At 70.7% G+C, this 19,288-nt stretch carries 16 protein-coding genes and 1 tRNA gene; 14 read left to right on the forward strand and 3 right to left on the reverse strand.

The genetic code is table 11. The features are described 5' to 3' along the window. Positions 1–3: 3 nt before the first annotated feature. Positions 4–1,020 (reverse strand): SMI1/KNR4 family protein, encoded by a 1,017-nt coding sequence (locus tag OG223_RS22080; protein WP_329251261.1) that lies wholly within the window; start codon positions 1,018–1,020, stop codon positions 4–6. Positions 1,021–1,370: 350 nt separating this feature from the next. Here OG223_RS22080 and OG223_RS22085 point away from each other — a divergent pair, with 350 nt between their 5' ends. Together OG223_RS22085 and OG223_RS22090 are read left to right on the forward strand one after the other, a co-directional pair. Next, the gene (locus OG223_RS22085) at positions 1,371–1,910 is read left to right on the forward strand and encodes a YwqJ-related putative deaminase (RefSeq protein WP_329251263.1); all 540 of its coding nucleotides are present in this window, start codon (positions 1,371–1,373) and stop codon (positions 1,908–1,910) included. Positions 1,911–1,962: 52 nt separating this feature from the next. Beyond that, the gene (locus tag OG223_RS22090; RefSeq protein WP_329265416.1) at positions 1,963–2,457 is read left to right on the forward strand and encodes an SUKH-3 domain-containing protein; all 495 of its coding nucleotides are present in this window, start codon (positions 1,963–1,965) and stop codon (positions 2,455–2,457) included. A gap of 214 nt (positions 2,458–2,671) precedes the next feature. Here the strand turns inward: OG223_RS22090 and OG223_RS22095 are convergent, their stop codons facing one another. After that, on the reverse strand, positions 2,672–3,988 hold the full coding sequence (locus OG223_RS22095; RefSeq protein ID WP_329251265.1) for a sensor histidine kinase: 1,317 nt from the start codon (positions 3,986–3,988) through the stop codon (positions 2,672–2,674). Positions 3,989–4,195: 207 nt separating this feature from the next. On the opposite strand from OG223_RS22095, the gene OG223_RS22100 reads away from it, so the two are divergent. From OG223_RS22100 to OG223_RS22145, 10 genes are all read left to right on the forward strand, one after another. After that, positions 4,196–4,267: transfer RNA gene (locus OG223_RS22100), tRNA-Gln, on the forward strand. Positions 4,268–4,420: 153 nt separating this feature from the next. After that, positions 4,421–5,866 carry a bifunctional UDP-N-acetylglucosamine diphosphorylase/glucosamine-1-phosphate N-acetyltransferase GlmU gene (gene glmU, locus OG223_RS22105; protein WP_329251268.1) on the forward strand — a complete coding sequence of 482 codons (1,446 nt, stop codon included), beginning with the start codon at positions 4,421–4,423 and terminating at the stop codon, positions 5,864–5,866. Positions 5,867–5,943: 77 nt separating this feature from the next. Continuing rightward, entirely contained in the window at positions 5,944–6,924 is a 981-nt protein-coding gene (locus tag OG223_RS22110; protein ID WP_329251270.1) for a ribose-phosphate diphosphokinase, read from the forward strand. Positions 6,925–7,105: 181 nt separating this feature from the next. Then, a complete protein-coding gene (locus OG223_RS22115; protein ID WP_329251272.1) occupies positions 7,106–7,690 on the forward strand; it encodes a 50S ribosomal protein L25/general stress protein Ctc in 585 nt (194 codons plus the stop codon). A gap of 79 nt (positions 7,691–7,769) precedes the next feature. Then, on the forward strand, positions 7,770–8,372 hold the full coding sequence (gene pth / locus OG223_RS22120) for an aminoacyl-tRNA hydrolase (protein WP_318016797.1): 603 nt from the start codon (positions 7,770–7,772) through the stop codon (positions 8,370–8,372). 141 nt (positions 8,373–8,513) lie between these two features. Then, the gene (locus OG223_RS22125; RefSeq protein ID WP_329251274.1) at positions 8,514–9,590 is read left to right on the forward strand and encodes a class I SAM-dependent methyltransferase; all 1,077 of its coding nucleotides are present in this window, start codon (positions 8,514–8,516) and stop codon (positions 9,588–9,590) included. A gap of 88 nt (positions 9,591–9,678) precedes the next feature. After that, complete coding sequence (asnB, locus tag OG223_RS22130) at positions 9,679–11,217, forward strand: asparagine synthase (glutamine-hydrolyzing) (protein WP_329251276.1); 1,539 nt, start codon at positions 9,679–9,681, stop codon at positions 11,215–11,217. Between the two features lie 5 nt (positions 11,218–11,222). After that, entirely contained in the window at positions 11,223–12,626 is a 1,404-nt protein-coding gene (locus tag OG223_RS22135) for an ATP-grasp domain-containing protein (RefSeq protein ID WP_329251279.1), read from the forward strand. Between the two features lie 82 nt (positions 12,627–12,708). Next, the gene (locus OG223_RS22140) at positions 12,709–13,905 is read left to right on the forward strand and encodes an MFS transporter (RefSeq protein WP_329251281.1); all 1,197 of its coding nucleotides are present in this window, start codon (positions 12,709–12,711) and stop codon (positions 13,903–13,905) included. A 49-nt stretch (positions 13,906–13,954) separates the two neighbouring features. Next, entirely contained in the window at positions 13,955–14,455 is a 501-nt protein-coding gene (locus tag OG223_RS22145) for a hypothetical protein (RefSeq protein WP_329251284.1), read from the forward strand. A gap of 85 nt (positions 14,456–14,540) precedes the next feature. On the opposite strand, the gene ppc is transcribed toward OG223_RS22145, so the two are convergent. Continuing rightward, positions 14,541–17,273 (reverse strand): phosphoenolpyruvate carboxylase, encoded by a 2,733-nt coding sequence (gene ppc / locus OG223_RS22150; protein WP_329251285.1) that lies wholly within the window; start codon positions 17,271–17,273, stop codon positions 14,541–14,543. Positions 17,274–17,580: 307 nt separating this feature from the next. Between ppc and OG223_RS22155 the strand changes: the two genes are divergently transcribed. Together OG223_RS22155 and OG223_RS22160 are read left to right on the forward strand one after the other, a co-directional pair. After that, on the forward strand, positions 17,581–18,597 hold the full coding sequence (locus tag OG223_RS22155) for an acyl-CoA desaturase (RefSeq protein WP_329251287.1): 1,017 nt from the start codon (positions 17,581–17,583) through the stop codon (positions 18,595–18,597). Continuing rightward, a complete protein-coding gene (locus OG223_RS22160) occupies positions 18,594–19,271 on the forward strand; it encodes a TetR/AcrR family transcriptional regulator (RefSeq protein ID WP_019064642.1) in 678 nt (225 codons plus the stop codon). The genes OG223_RS22155 and OG223_RS22160 overlap by 4 nt, the downstream gene beginning before the upstream one ends. Positions 19,272–19,288: the final 17 nt, after the last annotated feature.

Genomic DNA, 19,288 nt, shown 5'->3' on the forward strand with positions numbered 1-19,288 from the left:
AGCTCACTCCCCCACCGCGGACGCCGCGGACGCCGACGCCGCGGACGGCACCGGAACGGACCGCGCGAACCCGCCGTCCACCATCAGATTCGCCACCGTCTCCAACTCCGGGGGATTTCCCGCGAGTCGGGCGAGGAACTGGTCGAAGTCGTCCCCGGCGGGCAGCAGCAGCCGCTCCACACGGGCGGCCGGCGCCCAGGACGGATCGACGTCGCGGGCATCGTCGTAGGCGCAGAACCAGACCGACCCGATCCCCTGACCCTTCACCTTCACGGCGAGGAGGCCGCCCTGGACGAAGCCGACGCCCAGGTAGTCCTTGGTGAGATGGTCGCGCAGGCATTTGTTGACGTAGACGAGGTCGTTGACGGCGGCCTCGTCGCGGACCGTGAAGAACGGCTGGTCGATCAGCAGCCCCAACTCGGCGTCCAGGGCGGTGCCGACGGGCGCGCAGCCGCCGGCCGCCTTGAGGAACGAGCGGTAGGCGCCCGGGAGTCGGTAGCCGAGGTCCTCCTCGACGCCCTGCACCTGTGCCTCGGTGACCGCGACCGCCGACCTCGGCAGCCCGAAGTGCGCGGGGCGGGTCTCCTGGAGGGGGCGGGTGCCGCGCTTGCCGTGGTCGACGGCCGACGTGGCGATCCCGCCGTGGTGGCGCAGCAGCGCCTTGACGTCGACGGGGACGAGTTCGAGGCGTCGGGTGCCGACCACGTGGTGCCAGGTCCAGTTGTGCGGGGTGGCCACCGCGGGCACGGTGTCCCACAGCTCGTGTCCGGTCGCGGCGAGGGCCGCGTTCGCCGACACGTAGTCCGTCAGGCGCAGTTCGTCGACCCCGAAGCCGTCCGGCGGCTCGGCGATCTCCGCGGCCGCGCGCGCGTACGGCGAGAAGTCGGGGTAGCCGTGCTCGTCCATCCGCACCCCTCTGGGGTGACGGGCCGCCCGGACCGGGTCCGGGAAGTGCACGACCTGCCCGGCGTAGGCCGCGTTCGGTGGCGCGGCTCGCTGCCCGAGCCGACCTGTCGTCATGGCGGTTGCCCCCTGCGGCATTCAGTACGATTCACAGCGGCCGAATGTCCAACTCGCCCCGCTGTGCCCCGTATCGACTGTCTCGTCTTCTTGACGTCTTCGTTCGACCGTCTCCCCGCGTGTCTCCACGCGTCGACCGCGTGGATCGCGGTGCGGACAGCCTATGCGGTACGGCGGCACCGGTCACCGGCAGCGGTCGGCGGCACCCCTCACCGGACCTTCACTTCCGTGACCTGCCGTCACCCCGTCGTGACAGCCCGCCGAAGCCCTGGCGTGTCGCACCGCCCCAGCTACCGCACCAGCCACGGCATTTGGCACTCTGTGACCCGCCGGGGGATGCTCGGGAGGGGATGACGATCATGAACGCGACACAGACGGGGCCGCACACCGGGGCGCACACGGGGTCCTCGGGCGACCCCAGGGTCGGCTGGAGCGCCACCGAGGGACGGCACGCGCCGGCCCTCAGCCACCGCCGTGACGGCATACTCCCGACCGTCGCCGCCGCCCTCTCCGTGCGCGGCGCCACCACCCTCACCGGCACCGCCGCCCGCGCCGACCAGGCGCCCGCGCTGCACCCGCTCGTGCAGGACTTCCTCGACACCCTCACCAGCGCCCAGCGCGACCGGTTCACCGGCCGCTGCGCCGAGGCGATCCTGATCTCCCGCCACATCGCCGCCGCCGACGCCGCCCGCAGCAAGCGCGCCGCACGCAAGCCGATGACCAACGGCGAGGCCCGCAAGACCCTCAAGCAGGCCAAGCTCACCGCCCGCCGCATCCGCGAGGACGGCGACCCCCTGCACGGCAGCTTCGCGACACCGTGCCGAGCCTGCGCGGCCCTGAGCGCCCACTTCGGCGTCCGAGTGGTGGACCCCGCAACGGAGAACGCCTGACACCCACCCCCTGCACAGCACGGACCCCATGTCGCCGACGATCGAAGGGCAGATGCAAGCCGACCGCCACTCCACCACGCGCTTTTCCGTACCCGTGGACGCCGCCCTGCGCGCCGCGGGCTGGCAGCCCGGCCGCTGGGACATAAAGCAGGCCGAGATCTGGGCGGACACCTTGCGCGACCACACCTCGCCCGCGGGACACCAGCACGCCGTGTTCCCGGCGGCGGTCGAGGCCTGGGCCGAGTTCGGCGGCCTGCACATCACGCCCTCCGGGCCCGGCCGCCAGATCTCCCCCGTGGCACTCCACCTGGACCCGCTGCACGGCCTTCACATGGCCCGCACACTCGGCGACCTCGGCCGCGCCCTGGACACCGACGTCAGCCCCCTGGGCGAGGAACCCGACACCCAGTCCCTCCTGGCCATCGACTCCGCGGGCCGCGTCTACGCCCTGGACCACACCGGCGACTGGTACCTGGGCCCCGACATCGACCAGGCCCTGGCGACCCTCGTCTCGGGCATCGAACCGGTACGCCTGACGACAGGCTGAGCGATCGCGCGGCACGATCGCGCGGCAGATGGGCTGCCGCCACCCGCGTACGGCGAGAAGGTGCCGTGTCGGGGGGTGTCCGCCCGCAGCGGTTCGCGCGTCAACAAGGCCCCTTCTTGAGTGACCGATTCCGCGCCGTTCCGAGGACGGACACCCCCCGGCGCGGCACCGACCCACCACGAACCGCGGGCGAACCACCCACACACCCGCAGCCTCAAGCCGCCGGAATAACCGCCGACACCCGAAACCCACCCGCATCCGTAGGCCCCGAAACAAACACCCCGCCCAGCGCAAGCACCCGCTCCCGCATCCCCACCAGCCCGTTCCCCCCGGAGGGCAGCCGCGCAGCCGACGCGGACGCGAGCTCGGGCGGCGGTTCGTTCTCGACCTGCATAGCGATCTCGGACACCCGATGCGCGAGCCGTACATGCGTCTTCGCACCCGCCGCGTGCTTGTGGACGTTCGTCAACGCCTCCTGCACCACCCGGTACGCGGTCTGTTCGATCTCCGCCGCGTACGAGCGGGTCTCGCCCTCCACGGACAGGTCGACGGCCATCCCGGCCGCCGCGGACTGCCCGAGCAGCTCGTCCACGTCCGACAGACAGGGCCCCTCGCCCGTGCCCTCGTCGTCAACGGCCCGCGAAGCCGCCGCGGCGGCGGCCACCCCCACAGCGACCAGCGGTACGGCGGCGCGCTCGCGCACGTCCCGGCCGTCCCCGCTCCTCAGCACCCCGAGCATCTCCCGCAGCTCGGTGAGCGCCTGCCGCCCCATGTCCCCCACCAGGGCGGCGTTCTTGACGGCCTTCTCCGGATCCTTCCGGGCAACGGCCTGCAACGCCGCCGCGTGCACGACCATCAGACTCACCCGGTGCGCCACGACGTCGTGCATCTCCCGCGCGATCCGGGTCCGCTCCTCACCCCGCGCCCACTCGGCGCGCTCCTCGGCCCGCTCCGCGAGGAGTTGGAGCTCCCGCTCCAGGCTGTCCGCGCGCTCCCTGAGGCTCTCCATCAGCCGGCGCCGGGCGCCCACGTACATCCCGAGCAGGACGGGCGGCGCGGTCATCCCAACGGCCGTAGTGATGGAGGCGAACGGAACGAACCAGTCCCCGAGTTCCCAGGTCCCCCGCTGTGTGTCCTGCCGTACCCGCACGAACATGACGATGAGCATGCCGAGGAAGGACATCCCGGCCAGCGATCCGATGATCCGGCGCGGCAGTTCGGACGCGGCGAGGGTGTACAGGCCGACGATGCCCATCAGGTAGCCCATCTGGGCCGGGGTGATGGCGATGGACACGAGCACGACGGCGATCGGCCACTTCCGCCGGACGATCAGCGCCGACCCGGCCAGCACCCCGAAGACGACTCCCACCGCGGCCGGAATCCCCGCGTCGTGCGCGAACCGGACACCCTCCGCCCCGCACTCCGCGGCGGAGACCACCGCGAGCCCGGTGTCCAGCACCGCACTGCGCCACCTGGTCCACCACCACGGCCCTCCCCGGACCGTGGCATGGTCTTCCCCCGTCGTGGTCATGCCTCCAGCCTACGGGCGCCGGGCCGCGCTTTTCCGGTGAGTTTCCGACGACTGGCCTACACCACAGGACACACCACAGGACGTAATCGAACAGTGACGAAACAGATCACGCAGAAGAAGTCCCGTCGCACGGAGGGCATCCGGTACGGCATAGTGTTGGTTGCCCACTCGGCGACCAGGCTAAATGTCCGGTTCAAACGAGTTTGATCCCCCGTGGTGTAATTGGCAGCACCGTGGCTTTTGGTGCCATTTGTCCAGGTTCGAGTCCTGGCGGGGGAGCAACAACCTCTTCCAGCAACCCACTTCGGGTTTTCACCAACCCACTTCGGGCCCTGACAGCACTGTCAGGGCCCACTCTCATGTCCCCCATGAAACGCCCCGGTATCCTGCGAATGTCCACCCCCCAGCATTCCGAAGCCGAAGGGCAAATCCGTGAGCGCCATTCGCCCGGCAGCCGTCGTCGTCCTCGCAGCGGGTGAGGGCACCCGTATGAAGTCGGCCACACCGAAGGTCCTGCACGAGATCTGCGGCCGGACCCTCGTCGGCCATGTGCTGGCCGCCGCCCGGGAGTTGGAGCCGGAGAACCTGGTCGTCGTCGTGGGCCACGCCCGCGAGAAGGTGACCGCCCATCTCGGCGAGACCGACCCCGGCGTACGGACCGCGGTCCAGGCCGAACAGAACGGCACAGGGCACGCCGTACGCATGGCGCTGGAGGAGCTCGGAAACATCGACGGGACCGTTGTCGTCGTGTGCGGCGACACCCCCCTGCTCCGAGGTGCGACGCTGCGCGAACTCGCCGCGAACCACACGGCCGACGGCAACGCCGTGACCGTCCTGACCGCCGAGGTCCCGGACGCCACCGGCTACGGCCGGATCGTCCGCGACGGCGCCTCCGGCGCGGTGACCGCGATCGTCGAGCACAAGGACGCCTCCGACGCGCAGCGCGCGATCCGCGAGATCAACTCCGGGGTCTTCGCGTTCGACGGGCAGTTGCTCGCCGACGCCCTCGGCAAGGTGCGCACCGACAACAGCCAGGGCGAGGAGTACCTCACCGACGTCCTCGGCATCCTGCGCGAGGCCGGGCACCGGGTCGGCGCCTCCGTCGCGGGCGACCACCGCGAGATCGCCGGCATCAACAACCGCGTGCAGCTCTCCGAGGCCCGCCGCATCCTCAACGACCGGCTGCTGACCGACGCCATGCTCGGCGGGGTCACCGTCATCGACCCGGCGACGACCTGGGTCGACGTCACCGTCACCTTCGGCCAGGACGCGACCGTCCACCCCGGCACACAACTGCACGGCACCACGCACATCGGCGAGGGCGCCGAGGTCGGCCCCAACAGCCGTCTGACGGACACCGTCGTCGAGGCGGGCGCCCGCGTCGACAACACCGTCGCCGTCAGCTCGCACATCGGCCCGCAGGCGTCCGTCGGGCCGTACGCCTATCTCCGTCCCGGCACCCGCCTGGGCACGAAGAGCAAGATCGGGACGTACGTCGAGACGAAGAACGCGACGATCGGCGAGGGCACGAAGATCCCGCACCTCTCCTATGTCGGGGACGCGACGATCGGCGAGTACACCAACATCGGCGCCGCCAGCGTCTTCGTGAACTACGACGGACAGACCAAGCACCACACCACCGTCGGATCGCATTGCCGTACAGGTTCGGACAATATGTTTGTGGCACCCGTCACGGTCGGGGACGGCTCGTACACCGCCGCCGGCTCCGTGATCACCAAAGATGTGCCGCCCGGTTCGCTGGCCGTGGCCCGTGGCCAGCAGCGGAATATCGAGGGCTGGGTGGCCCGCAAGCGGCCGGGCAGCGCGGCGGCGAAGGCCGCGGAAACGGCTTCCCGCCAGGGCGAGAGCGAGGACTGACCGGAAACGGGTGCGTCGAACACGGCGTACCGTGATAAACGCACACCCAGTTGAATGACCTCTGAGGAGACAGTGCTGTGACCGGGATCAAGACGACCGGCGAGAAGAAGATGATGTTCTTCTCCGGCCGCGCCCACCCCGAGCTTGCCAAGGAGGTCGCCCAGCAGTTGGGTGTCGGGGTCGTCCCGACGAAGGCCTTCGACTTCGCGAACGGCGAGATCTACGTCCGCTTCGAGGAGTCGGTGCGCGGTGCGGACTGTTTCGTGATCCAGAGCCACACGGCTCCGATCAACCAGTGGCTCATGGAGCAGCTCATCATGATCGACGCGCTCAAGCGCGCGTCGGCCCGCTCCATCACGGTGATCGTGCCGTTCTACGGCTATGCCCGGCAGGACAAGAAGCACCGCGGCCGTGAGCCGATCTCGGCCCGGCTGGTCGCGGACCTGATGAAGACGGCGGGTGCGCACCGCATCCTCACCGTCGACCTGCACACCGACCAGATCCAGGGCTTCTTCGACGGGCCCGTGGATCATCTCTTCGCCCTCCCGCTCCTCGCGGACTACGTGGGCAGCAAGGTCGACCGCAGCAAGCTGACCGTCGTCTCCCCGGACGCCGGCCGCGTGCGCGTCGCCGACCGCTGGTGCGACCGCCTGGGCGCGCCCCTCGCGATCGTGCACAAGCGGCGCGACAAGGACGTGGCGAACCAGGTGACCGTCCACGAGGTCGTCGGCGAGGTCAAGGGCCGCGTCTGCGTCCTGGTCGACGACATGATCGACACCGGCGGCACGATCTGCGCCGCCGCGGACGCCCTGTTCGCGCACGGCGCCGAGGACGTCATCGTGACGGCCACGCACGGCGTGCTCTCCGGCCCCGCCGCCGACCGCCTGAAGAACTCCCGCGTCAGCGAGTTCGTCCTCACCGACACCCTCCCCACCCCGGGCGAACTCGGCGCCGACCTCGACAAGATCACGGTCCTGTCGATCGCCCCGACCATCGCGAACGCGGTCCGAGAGGTCTTCGAGGACGGCTCCGTGACAAGCCTCTTCGACGGACACTGACCCCCGCGGTCGTAGATCGATTTCTGGTACGGCCTCCCCGCCGAGTAAGCTACGCAAGTTGCTCGGCGAGGGAGGCCGTACCAGTTCTCGGGTACGGCGGTCCGTTATCGACGCGCTCTTCGTAGCAGGCCGATGTTCGGCCGGGTGACCACCTTCCCCAACTGTTCTACGAGGAGTGACCATGGCCGACGTCAAGCTCGCCGCCGAGACCCGCACCGAGTTCGGCAAGGGCGCCGCCCGCCGTATCCGCCGTGACAAGAAGGTCCCCGCCGTGGTCTACGGCCACGGTGTCGACCCGCTGCACATCACCCTGCCGGGCCACGAGCTGCAGCTCGCCCTGCGTACCCCGAACGTCCTGCTCACCCTGGACATCGAGGGCAAGACCCAGCTCGCCATCCCGAAGGCCGTCCAGCGTGACGCCATCAAGGGCTACCTGGAGCACGTCGACCTGCTCACCGTGAAGAGCGGCGAGAAGGTCACCGTCGAGGTCTACGTCCACACCGAGGGCGAGCTGGCCCCGGGCTCCTTCCTGCTGGAGCACGTGCTGAGCACGATCACCGTCGAGGCCGAGGCCACGCACATCCCCGAGTCGGTCACCGTGTCCATCGCGGGCCTGGAGGCCGGTGCCTCCATCGCCGCCAAGGACATCCCGCTGCCCAAGGGCACCACGCTGGCGATCGACGAGGACGCGGTCGTCCTCCAGGTCCTGGCCGCCCAGGCGGAGGAGGCGTCCGCCGACGCCGACGCCGAGGCCACCGAGGCCTGATCCTCACCTTCACCACTGTGTCAGCCGCTGTTCCCGTCCGTCAGGTCCGGGAGCAGCGGCTGGCGCGTATCAAGGAGACATGGACGTGACGACCGACGCCAATGCCCCCTGGCTGATCGTGGGACTCGGCAACCCCGGCCCCGAGTACGCGAACAACCGGCACAACGTGGGCTTCATGGTGGCCGACCTGCTCGCGGAGCGGATCGGCGGCAAGTTCAAGCGGGCCGGGAAGGCGCAGGCGCAGGTCCTGGAGGGCCGGATCGGGGCCCCGGGTCCGGCCAGCCGCCGGGTCGTGCTGGTGAAGCCGACGTCGTTCATGAACCTGTCGGGCGGCCCGGTCAACGCGCTGCGCGACTTCTACAAAGTGCCGCTCGCGAACGTCGTCGCCGTGCACGACGAACTCGACATCGACTACGGCACCCTCCGCCTCAAACTCGGCGGCGGCGACAACGGCCACAACGGTCTGAAGTCGATGACGAAGGCGATGGGCCCCGACTATCACCGGGTGCGGTTCGGCATCGGGCGCCCGCCGGGCCGTATGCAGGTCGCCGACTTCGTACTGAAGGACTTCTCTTCTACGGAGCGCAAGGAACTGGACTTCCTGGTGGACCGGGCGACCGACTCGGTGGAGTGTCTGGTGAGCGAGGGACTGGAGCGGGCGCAGAGCGCCTACAACTCCTGAAGCCGCCGGCTCCCTTGTTCCGTCGCACCGCGGAACCCCCGTTCCGTTGACCGGAACGGCGCATGACAGTGCCCGGCTCCGCTGGCGAGGCTTGCGCCGAAGTACCCGGCCTGTAAGCGTCGCGTATTCGGGGGAACCGCCGTGGAGAAGCCATTACCGTCGCCTGTTTCGGGTGACGTCGAGTATCTGACCGGAATGACACTGGGCGCGTATCTCGACCTGGTGCGGGAGCGATTCCCGGAACTCCACCGGGATCTGCGTTTCGACCGGGCCGGTGCCGCCCGGGCGCTGGAACAACTGACCCGCCTGTTCAACGAGTTCGAGACCGACGACCCGGAATCGGGCCGCGGGGACTCCTACCGCCGGGCCCAGCAGCACACCGCCGTACGGCTGACCGGAATCCGCCGGCTGTTCGAACTGGCGGGCGGGGTAAGGGAGTTACGGCGGCTGCCGGCCTCCTGGCGGGTGCTGGACCTGCTGGCGGGCGACGGACTGCTCGCGCGGGCCCTGCTCACCCTGGCGCCGCAGGTCCGCTCCGGTGTGATCAGCAGCGATGTCGCCCGGCACATGGTGTCGTCGGCGCTCGCGGCGGAGCTGCCCGCACTCCGGCAGGACGCCCGGTACCTGTTCCTGCGGGACGCGTGCGTGGACGCCGTCGTGCTGGCCTACGGCAGCCATCATGTGCCGCCCGGGGACCGGCGGGCCGTGTACCTGGAGGCCGCGCGGGTGCTGCGGCCGGGCGGCCGGCTCGTCGTGCACGACTTCGAGGAGGGCGCGCCCTCGGCCCGCTGGTTCTCCGAGGTGGTCCACCGCAACTCGGCGGCCGGACACGCGTATTCGCATTTCACGGAGGCCGACCTGCGCCGGGACCTGATCGCGGCCGGGCTCGGGAACCATCAAGTCCTCCGTATGTACGACCCGTTCGTCATGCGGGCGGACACCCGGGAGAAAGCCGTCGGGCAACTCGCCGACTACGTCCACGACATGTACGGGCTGACCGCACTCGGCCGGGGCGGGGCGGACCGGGAGAAGGTCCGCGCGCAGGTGTGGGAACTCTGCGAGGACTGCTTCCGGTTCGGCCCCGACGAGGGCCCGAGCGACGGCGGTTCCGTGGAATGGCGGCGCTCGCCCGCCGTTTACCGCTCGCGGGACGAGAACGCGTGGATAGCGGAGATTCCGCGTATCGCACTCGTCGCCGTTGCCGTCGCCGCCGCGTAGCGGGCGAGGGAAAAGCGGAACAGTCCGCCGGGAATCAGGAAAGCGGAGCGAACTTCACAGCGGGAAACGCCACTTGGGGGGTGCGGGAATGTGCGGAATCGCCGCGGAGATACAGCCGCGGGTGCGGGGCGAGGTGGATGTCGTACGCGTCGAGAAGATGCTCGCGGAGATCAGGCACCGCGGCGATCCGGAGAACGCCGGCTCGGCCCGCGCGCTGCCCGGGGCGGCGCTGGGCTGCAATCGGCTCGCGATCGTCGACCGGGAAGCGGCCGAGCAGCCGATGTCCGACGAGAGCGGCGAGTTGTGGGTGACGTTCAACGGGGAGATCTACAACCACGCGGCGCTGCGCGAGGAGTTGAGCCGCCTCGGGCATGTCTTCCGGACCGGGTCGGACACCGAGGTGCTGCTGCACGGGTACACCGAGTGGGGCCGGGAGCTGCCGGGCCGGCTGGACGGCATGTTCGCCTTCGTCGTCCACGACGTGCGGCGGCGGGAGTTCCTGGCCGCCCGGGACCGGATCGGCGTCAAGCCGCTCTACCGGTGCGCACAGGGCGACGCCCTGTACTTCGCGTCCGAGCTGAAGTGCTTCCTGCCGCTCGCGCTGGAAGCGGAGGAGTTCCCGCCCGGCCACTGGACGGACGGGACGGACACGGTCCGCTACCACCACGAGCCCCAGGGGCGGCCGTCCGGGACGAGCCGTGAACTGGCCGCCGAGTTCGGGCGGCGGCTGGAGGAGGCCGTACGCAAGCGGGTGGACACCGATCTTCCGGTGGGCGTCATCTACAGCGGCGGCCTCGACAGCGCCTCCGTGCTGGCCCTCGCCGCCCGGCACCACCCGGACGTCACCGCCATCTCGGTGGGCTTCCCGGGCTCCGAGGACCTGGAGTTCGCCGTCCGGTCCTGCGCGGAGCTGGGCATCCGGCACGTGGTGCGGAACCTGACCCTGGACGACCTGGTGCGCGATCTGCCCGAACGGGTGCGGCAGACCGAGACGTTCGAGACGGTCGACCTGATGGACGCCTCGGTGATGGCACCCGCCTTCGAGGCCGCGCACGAACTGGGGCTCAAGGTCGTCCTGGTGGGCGACGGCAGCGACGAACTCCTCGCCGGCTACGACCTGTTCCGCACCCACCCCGACCCCGTGGAGCTGATGCGCTACCGGGTGGGCAACCTGCGCCGCACCGATCTCCAGCGCGTCGACCGGGTCTCGATGCACCACACCGTCGAGGCCCGGGTGCCCTTCCTCGACCGTGACGTGGTCGACTTCGCCTGGCGGCTGCCGATGGACGTCAAGTACCGCGACGGCACCGAGAAGTGGATCCTGCGCGAGGCGATGGCCGACGTCCTGCCGTCGTATCTGGCCGAGCGCCCCAAGATCCGGATGCCCGAGGGCACCGGCCTGTACTACCAACTGCTGGAGTATGTACGGCAGTTGGCGCCCGGCGGCACGCTCGACCGGTACCCGGGGCTGCTGGAGCGGCTCGGACTGGACCAGCCGGAGGCCGCGTACTTCCTGGACCTGTATCTGAGTCTGGGCCACCCGGTGCCCGAGTCCCGCTACAAGCGCCCCGGTTGGGACTTCTCCCCCAACGGCTACTTCGTGTTCTCCGGCGCGGGAGCGAGGTGAGCCGCGTGACGGGATCGACGGTTCTTCTGGTGTACGCGCGCGGCGGGCCGCAGCCCAGCGACGCCGTACCGAAGGTGGCGGCCACCGCGGGCCGCCGCGTCCATCTCCTGCTGCTCGACCCGCTGCCCGCCACCGCGAGCGACGCGGTCCTGCGGTGCTGCGAATCGGTCACCGACCTGACCGGGACCCGGCCCGAGCCGGGCGAACTCATCGACAAAATCATCGAGTTGGCGCGGCACACGTCGGCCGACGCGGTCCTGACCTTCTCCGAGTTCGCGCTCCTCGCGGTCGCCGAGGCCTGTGAGCGGCTCGGGCTGCGTGGCCCCGGGCCCGGCGTGCTCCGGGCCCGCAGCAAGCGGCTGATGCGGCGGACCTGGGAGGAGGCGGGCCTGCCCGTACCGCGCTTCCGCTGGGTGGACTCGCTCGCCGACCTGGAACGCGCCTGGGCCGCGCTCGACCCGCCCGTGCTGCTCAAGTCGGCCTGGGGCGCCGGTTCGATCGGCCAGGTGATCCTGGAAGAGGCCGCCCAACTGCCTGGCGCCTGGGAGCACATGCGCGGCGCACTGAGCGCGGCCCGGGCCCGGGGCATGAGCGAACTCAAGGCCCGCGAGGCCGACTTCGAGCTGATCGCGGAGGAACTCATCCCGGCCACCACGGAGTCCTGGTACGACCGCCCCGGCTACGGCGACTATCTCAGCGTCGAGGGCATGGTCGTCGACGGCGTGTACCACCCGGTGTGCGTCACGGGCCGGCTGCCGACCGTCGCCGACTTCACCGAACTGGGCAACATGGCGCCCTGTGTGCTGCCGGAGGAGCTCCAGCACGAGGTGGCCGAGGTGTCCCGGCGGGCGGTGGACGCGCTGGGCCTCGCCACCTGCGGCACCCACACCGAGCTCAAGCTGATGGCGGACCGTCGCCTCTGCCTGCTGGAGACGGCGGCCCGTTTCGGCGGGCTGCTGCTCACCCGGCAGATCGAGGCCATCCACGGGGTGGACCTGGTCGCCGCGCTCACCCGGGCGCACCTCGGCCAGGACCCGGGCCTGCCGGACGGCCTGCTGACCGGCCCCGGGCGGTGCGCCGCCGGTTCGGTGAACGTCCTCGCGACCGACTCGCGGGGGCGGCCGTGGACGACCCGGCCGGTGTTCACGCCCGAAACGGTGGACTGGGACCGGCTGTTGACCCCCGGCAGCCGGATCCAAGTGGCCCCCGACTTCACGGTCCCGTCCGGCACCCGACTGCACGGCTACCAACTCGGCCACGGCTCCCTCAACCTGGCGGGCGTCCTGCTGCTGACGGCACCGACACCGGAGGTGCTGCTGCGGGACGCGGGTTCGGTCCTGGACGGCTTGGAGGGGGCGCTGGCGGACGCGGCGACGCGGGACCGGTCGGCTTCCGTGGCACATGGCTGACGACGGCTCCGCGTCGCCGACCACTCCAACGGGATTACGGGCAAGCCCAGTTGACGCCTCAAGTGCGCCGCGCGTCGGGCCGGTGACGACCTGGCGCGTGGCACCGGCCGGGGCCCGGGTGCTGATCGGCGGCATGTTCGTCAACCGGCTCGGCGGCTTCGTCCAGGTGTTCATGGTGCTGTACCTGACGGGGCTGGGATTCTCCGCGACCCAGACGAGCGCGGCGCTCGGCGCGTACGGCGCGGGTTCGGTGGCCGGGGTGCTGGTGGGCGGGCGGCTGTGCGACCGGATCGGCGGGCGGGCCACGATCGTCGGTTCCATGGTGCTGTCCTCGGTGTTACTGCCGCCGGTCCCGTATCTCCACACCTTCCCGGTCCTGTTGCCGGTGCTCGCGCTCCAGGCGGCCGCGGGGCAGGCGTACCGGCCGGCCGCGGCCGACCTGCTGAGCCGGATGCTGCCGCCCGACCGACAGGTCATGATCTTCGCGATGTACCGGCTGGCGATCAATCTGGGAGCGGCGGCGGCCCCGCTCCTGGGCGCGGCGCTCATCGCGGGCTCGTACACCCTGCTGTTCTTCACCGAGGCGGCGGTGGGCCTCGCCTACGCGGCGGTGGTGGCGCGCTACGTACCCCGTGACGACCACCGGCCGGCACCGACCCGCTCCGCGCGCGGGACCGGCGGCTACCGCCCGCTCCTCGCCGACCGCCGCTATCTGCTCCTCCTCTTCGCGATGCTGACCAGCACCCTGGTCTATGTGCAGTACCTGTCCGCACTGCCGCTCGCGGTACGGGACCGGGGCCTGTCACCCACGGTGTACGCGGTCCTCATCACCGTCAACGGCCTGGTGGTCGTCGCCTTCGAGCTGCCGGTGACCCGGTTCACCCAGCGGTGCCGGGTACGCCCGGTGGTCGCGCTGGGCTCCGCCCTGACCTGCCTGGGCATGGCCATGTACGGCCCGTCGTGGGGTGTGGCGGGCCTGCTCGCCGGCACGGTCGTCTGGTCCTTCGGCGAGGCGGTCTCGGCCCCCACCCTGTTCCTGGCCTACCCGGCCCAGGCGGGCCCACCGGAACTCCGGGGCCGCTACCTGGGCGCGGCCAACGCGATGTACGGCCTCGGCGCGGCCCTGGGCCCGGTCCTCGCGGTGGCGGCGTGGGGGCACTTCGGCGCCGCGCTGTGGTGGTGGTCGGGAGTGGCCGGCCTGGTGGCGGTGCCGGCGGCGTGGGCGGGCGTACGACCGGGGGCGCGCGGGGATGCGTCACGGGTGGACCGGGGCGGCTGACAAACCTCCCACACCGGTCGGCAGTTGACTCGGTGTGCAGGTATGGCCAATGATCCCCGCCATGTCACCCGCCGCCTCCACCTCACCCGGTGCCTTCGCCGCCCTGAACTTCGGGCGGCTCGCGGTGATGGGCACGGTCACCGTGCTGATCCTGATCGCCGGGGTGTGGGGATCGTGGCCGACCGCGCACAACGTGATGCTGACCAAGGGGCGGGAGAGCGGCACGGTCGAGGTCACGGCGTGCGGGGACGACACCTGCACCGGGCCGTACACACCGGTCTCGACGGGGTCGAAGGCCCGCGCCAAGGTCGTCATCGAGCACACCGTCGCGGTGCAGAAGGGCCAGACCTACACCGTGGTCGTGAAGCCCGGCACCGACGAGGTCATGCGCTCCGGTCCCGCCGGCGTCCTCTACGCCTGGGTCCCCCTCGGCGGCGCCCTCCTGCTGGCCTCCGTGGTGGTCGCGGGCGGCCTGCGGCTGACCCGGGCCGCGCGGGTACTGGCCTGGGCGGGGATCGCCTTGCTGACGGCCGCGTTCGTCGCGCTCTGACCGGCCGACGGGACCGACCGGAAACGAGGGTGCCCCCGAGCCGTCGTAGCAGCTCGGGGGCACCCTCGTTCTTGTCCTCGTCCGGTCAGCCCGTGTTGCGCAGGCCCGCCGCCACGCCGTTCACCGTGAGGAGGAGGGCCCGCGAGAGCAGCGGGTCGGGGTCCGCGCCCGCCGCCGCCTCGTCGCGCTGGCGCTTCAGCAAGGTCACCTGGAGGTAGGAGATCGGGTCGAGGTAGGCGTCCCGGATGGTGAACGTCTGCTTCAACACCGGGGTGGCGTCGAGGAGTTCGGCCTCGCCGGTGACGCGGAGCACCTCGGCGACGGTCAGGTCGTGCTCGGCCCTGATCGTGTCGAAGACGTGCTTCAGTTCGTCCGGGACGAGGGTGTCGACGTAGTGCTGGGCGATCCGCAGGTCCGTCTTGGCCAGGGTCATCTCGACGTTGGAGATGAAGTTGCGGAAGAAGTGCCACTGCTCGTGCATCTCGTCGAGCACGGTGTCGAGACCGGCTTCGCGCAGCGCCTTCAACCCTGAACCCACGCCGTACCAGCCGGGCACGATCTGCCGGGACTGGGTCCAGCCGAACACCCACGGGATCGCCCGCAGTCCGTCGAGCGAGACGCCCGAGCCGGGGCGGCGGGAGGGCCGCGAGCCCAGGTGCAGATCGGCGAGCTGGTCCACCGGCGTGGAGGCGAGGAAGTACGTCGGCAGGTCCGGGTCCTCGACCAGCCTGCGGTAGGCCGCGTGGGCGGCGTCGCTCACCACGTCCATGGCCGCGTCCCAGCGGGCCAGCGCCTCGTCGGACTGGCGGGGCGAGGTGTGCAGGGCGGAGGCCTGGAGGGTGGCGGCGACCGTCAGCTCCAGGTTCTCCCGCGCCAGCGACGGCACCAGGTACTTGTCGGAGATGACCTCGCCCTGCTCGGTCACCTTGATCTCGCCCTCCAGGGTGCCCCAGGGCTGGGCGAGGATCGCGTCGTGGGACGGACCGCCACCGCGGCCGACGGTTCCGCCGCGACCGTGGAAGAGACGCAGCCGTACGCCGTAGCGGTGGGCGACGTCACGCAGCCGCCGCTGCGCCCGGTGGATCTCCCACTGCGAGGTCGTGATGCCACCGAACTTCGAAGAGTCGGAGTACCCGAGCATGACCTCCTGGACGTCCCCGCGCAGCGCCACGAGCCGCCGGTAGGACGGGTCGGACAGCATGTCCTCGAGGATCGTGTCGGCGGCCTTCAGCTCGTCCGTGGTCTCCAGCAGCGGCACGATGCCGACCTTCGCCCACCCGGCGTGCAGATCGATCAGCCCGGCCTCGCGGGCCAGCACGGCGGCGGCGAACACGTCGTCCGCGCCCTGGCACATCGAGATGATGTACGACTCGATGACCTCGGGCCCGAACACCGCGAGCGCCTTCTTGACCGTCTCGAACACGCCGAGGGTCTTCTCACCGGCCGCGTCGACGGGCGCCGGCGTCGGAGCCAGCGGCCGCCTGGACCGCAGCTCCTTGGCGAGCAGCTTGGCGCGGTACTCGCGGGGCATGTCGGAGTACCGCCAGGACTCCTCGCCGAGCCGGTCGAAGAGCTGGCCCAGCGCGTGGTGGTGGGCGTCCGCGTGCTCCCGTACGTCCATGGTGGCGAGCTGGAGGCCGAACGCACCGAGCGTGCGGATCGTACGGTCCATGCGGCCGTCGGCGAAGAGGCCGCCGCGGTGGGCGCGCAGCGAGGTCTGGATCAGGGTGAGGTCGTGCAGCAGCTCGGCGGTGCCGAGGTAGTCGCGGCCGTCCTGGTGCGGGGTGCCCTTGGCCAGGCGGCTCTTGGTGTTCTCCAGCTTCTGCCGGATGCAGGTGGCCTTGAGCCGGTAGGGCTCCTCGGCGTTGAGCCGCTTGTAGCGGGGGCTGATCTCGGGCAGCAGCTCCAGGTCGGCCCGGAGGGACTCCAGCAGCTCCTCCGTCGCACCCGTGTAGCGGATGGAGTTGGAGAGGAAGCCGCGCAGCTCGTCGATCGTCTCCAGGGCGTCGTTGATGCCGTGCTCGTGCTGGAGGATCAGGACGTCCCAGGTGACCTGGGGCGTGACGTTCGGGTTGCCGTCGCGGTCGCCGCCGATCCAGGTGCCGAAGGTGAGCGGGCGGGTGTCGTCCGGCAGCTTGACGCCGACGCGCTCCAGCTCGGCGGTCAGGTCCTCCAGGACATCCCCTACGGCGCCGGCGTGCAGCTCGTCGAGGTAGTAGATGGCGTTGCGGGCTTCGTCCGCGGGCTCCGGACGGACGACCCGGAGTTCGTCCGTCTGCCAGACCAGGTCGATGTTCTCGGCCAGCCGGGTGTCGTGGCGGCGGCGGTCGGACTCGATGACCGGGGTCTCCAGGAGCGTGGCGATGCGCCGGAGCTTGTTGAGGACCGACCGGCGCGCGGCCTCGGTGGGGTGCGCGGTGAAGACCGGGCGGACGTTCAGGTTCTTGACCGTCTCGCGCAGGTGGTCGGGGTCGGCGTCCTTGAGGCGGTCGGCCGTACGGGCGAGGAGACCGCCCTCGGCGGCCCGCCGGGCACGCAGCTCGCGGCCGCGGTGCACCTGCTCGGTGACGTTGGCCAGGTGGAAGTAGGTGGAGAAGGCACGGACCAGCTTGGCGGCGGTCTCCAGCTCGGTGCCGCGCAGCAGCTCGGCGGCGGCCTCGCCGTCCTCCCGGGTGAGGCGGCGGACCTTCTCGACCAGTTCGAGCAGTTCGGGGCCCTCCTGGCGGACGAGGGTCTCGCCGAGCAGGTCGCCCAGGCGCCGGATGTCGGCGCGCAGCTCGTTGTTGGTCGTGGTGGCCTGGTCGTCGGCACTGCTCACAGGTGCGGCTCCTTGCAGTGTTTGAAGCTCGTCTGGAGGGAACCCGGACGGCGGTCCCACGGCGGCTGCCGCATACAGGACGGACATCCGGGAAGAAAACAGAGCGGACCGCGCTGTCCGACCGACACCAAGGATAGGTGTCCACTCTGACGCGCGGTCTCACGGGCTTCGTCCACCGGTCGACGCGCTGCCATACTTACGTTGCCGTAGGTTACGGAACCGTAGGGAAGTCCATGCTGAACTGTTGCCGCCCGGCTTCCGCCGTCCGACGCTCCGCCTCCACCTCCGAACCCCACAGGGGACGCCCATGACCACGAGCTCCGATGTGATCGACGACGCCCCGCGGGCGAACGACGACGGCACTCCGCTTCCCGCCGCCACGCGGGGCGGCGAGAAGAAGGGGTCGCTGGAACAACTCACTCTTCTCCTCTTCATCACCGTCCCGTTCCTGGCCCTGCTCGCGGCGGTGCCGCTGGCGTGGAGCTGGGGCGGGGTGAGCTGGCTGGACCTCGGCCTGTTGGTGTTCTTCTACTACCTGGGCTGCCACGGCGTGACGATCGGCTACCACCGGTACTTCACGCACGGCTCCTTCAAGGCGAAGCGCCCGCTGCGGATCGCCGTCGCGATCGCCGGGTCGATGGCGGTCGAGGGGCCGCTGGTGCGCTGGGTCGCCGACCACCGCAAGCACCACAAGTTCTCCGACGCGGAGGGCGACCCGCATTCGCCGTGGCGCTACGGCGAGACCGTGCCGGCGCTGATCAAGGGTCTGTGGTGGGCGCACATCGCGTGGATGTTCGACGAGGAGCGGACCCCGCAGGAGAAGTACGCCCCGGACCTGATCAAGGACCGTACGATCCGGGCGATCTCCCGCCAGTTCATCTTCTGGACGATGCTGTCGCTCGCGCTCCCGCCGCTGATCGGCGGACTGGCCACGATGTCCTGGTGGGGCGCGTTCACCGGCTTCTTCTGGGGCTCGCTGGTGCGGGTGGCGCTGCTGCACCACGTCACCTGGTCGATCAACTCGATCTGCCACGCGATCGGCAAACGCCCCTTCAAGTCGCGCGACCGCTCGGGCAACGTGTGGTGGCTGGCGATCCTGTCCTGCGGCGAGTCCTGGCACAACCTGCACCACGCCGACCCGACCTCCGCGCGGCACGGTGTGATGCGCGGCCAGCTCGACTCCTCGGCGCGGATCATCCGCTGGTGCGAGCAGCTCGGCTGGGCCTATGACGTGCGCTGGCCGTCACGCTCGCGTATCGATTCGCGCCGTATCTCCGGTACGGAAGGCGCTCAGCCCCGGAAGGAGTCGGCGGAGGCGGCATGATTGACGCCGTGGCGACCGATCCCAGCAGCACCCCGAGCAACGAGAAGCCCCGACGCGCGCGCCGCACCCGGATGACGGGGGCCGAGCGCCGGGCCCAGTTGCTGGAAGTCGGTCGCACGCTCTTCGCGACGAAGGGCTTCGAGGCCACGTCGGTGGAGGAGATCGCGGCGAAGGCCGGGGTCTCCAAGCCGGTGGTGTACGAGCACTTCGGCGGCAAGGAGGGCCTGTACGCGGTGGTCGTGGACCGCGAGATGCGCCGCCTGCTGGACATGGTGACCAGCTCACTGACGGCCGGCCACCCCCGCGAACTCTGCGAACAGGCGGCCTTCGCCCTTCTCGACTACATCGAGGAGTACACGGACGGCTTCCGCATCCTGGTCCGCGACTCCCCCATCCCCCAGTCGACGGGTTCCTTCGCGTCCCTGATCTCGGACATCGCGACGCAGGTCGAGGACATCCTGGGCCGCGAGTTCAAGAGCCGCGGCTTCGACGCGAAGCTCGCCCCGCTCTACGCCCAGGCCCTGGTCGGCATGGTCGCCCTGACCGGCCAGTGGTGGCTGGACGTCCGCCGCCCGAAGAAGGCGGAGGTGGCGGCCCATCTGGTGAACCTGGCGTGGCACGGGCTGGACGGGCTGGAGTCGAAGCCGCATTTGATAGGGCGCCGAAAAAGCTGAGTGAACGTTCCTCTAGA

This window comes from Streptomyces sp. NBC_01478, assembly GCF_036227225.1.
Taxonomy (GTDB): Bacteria; Actinomycetota; Actinomycetes; order Streptomycetales; family Streptomycetaceae; genus Streptomyces.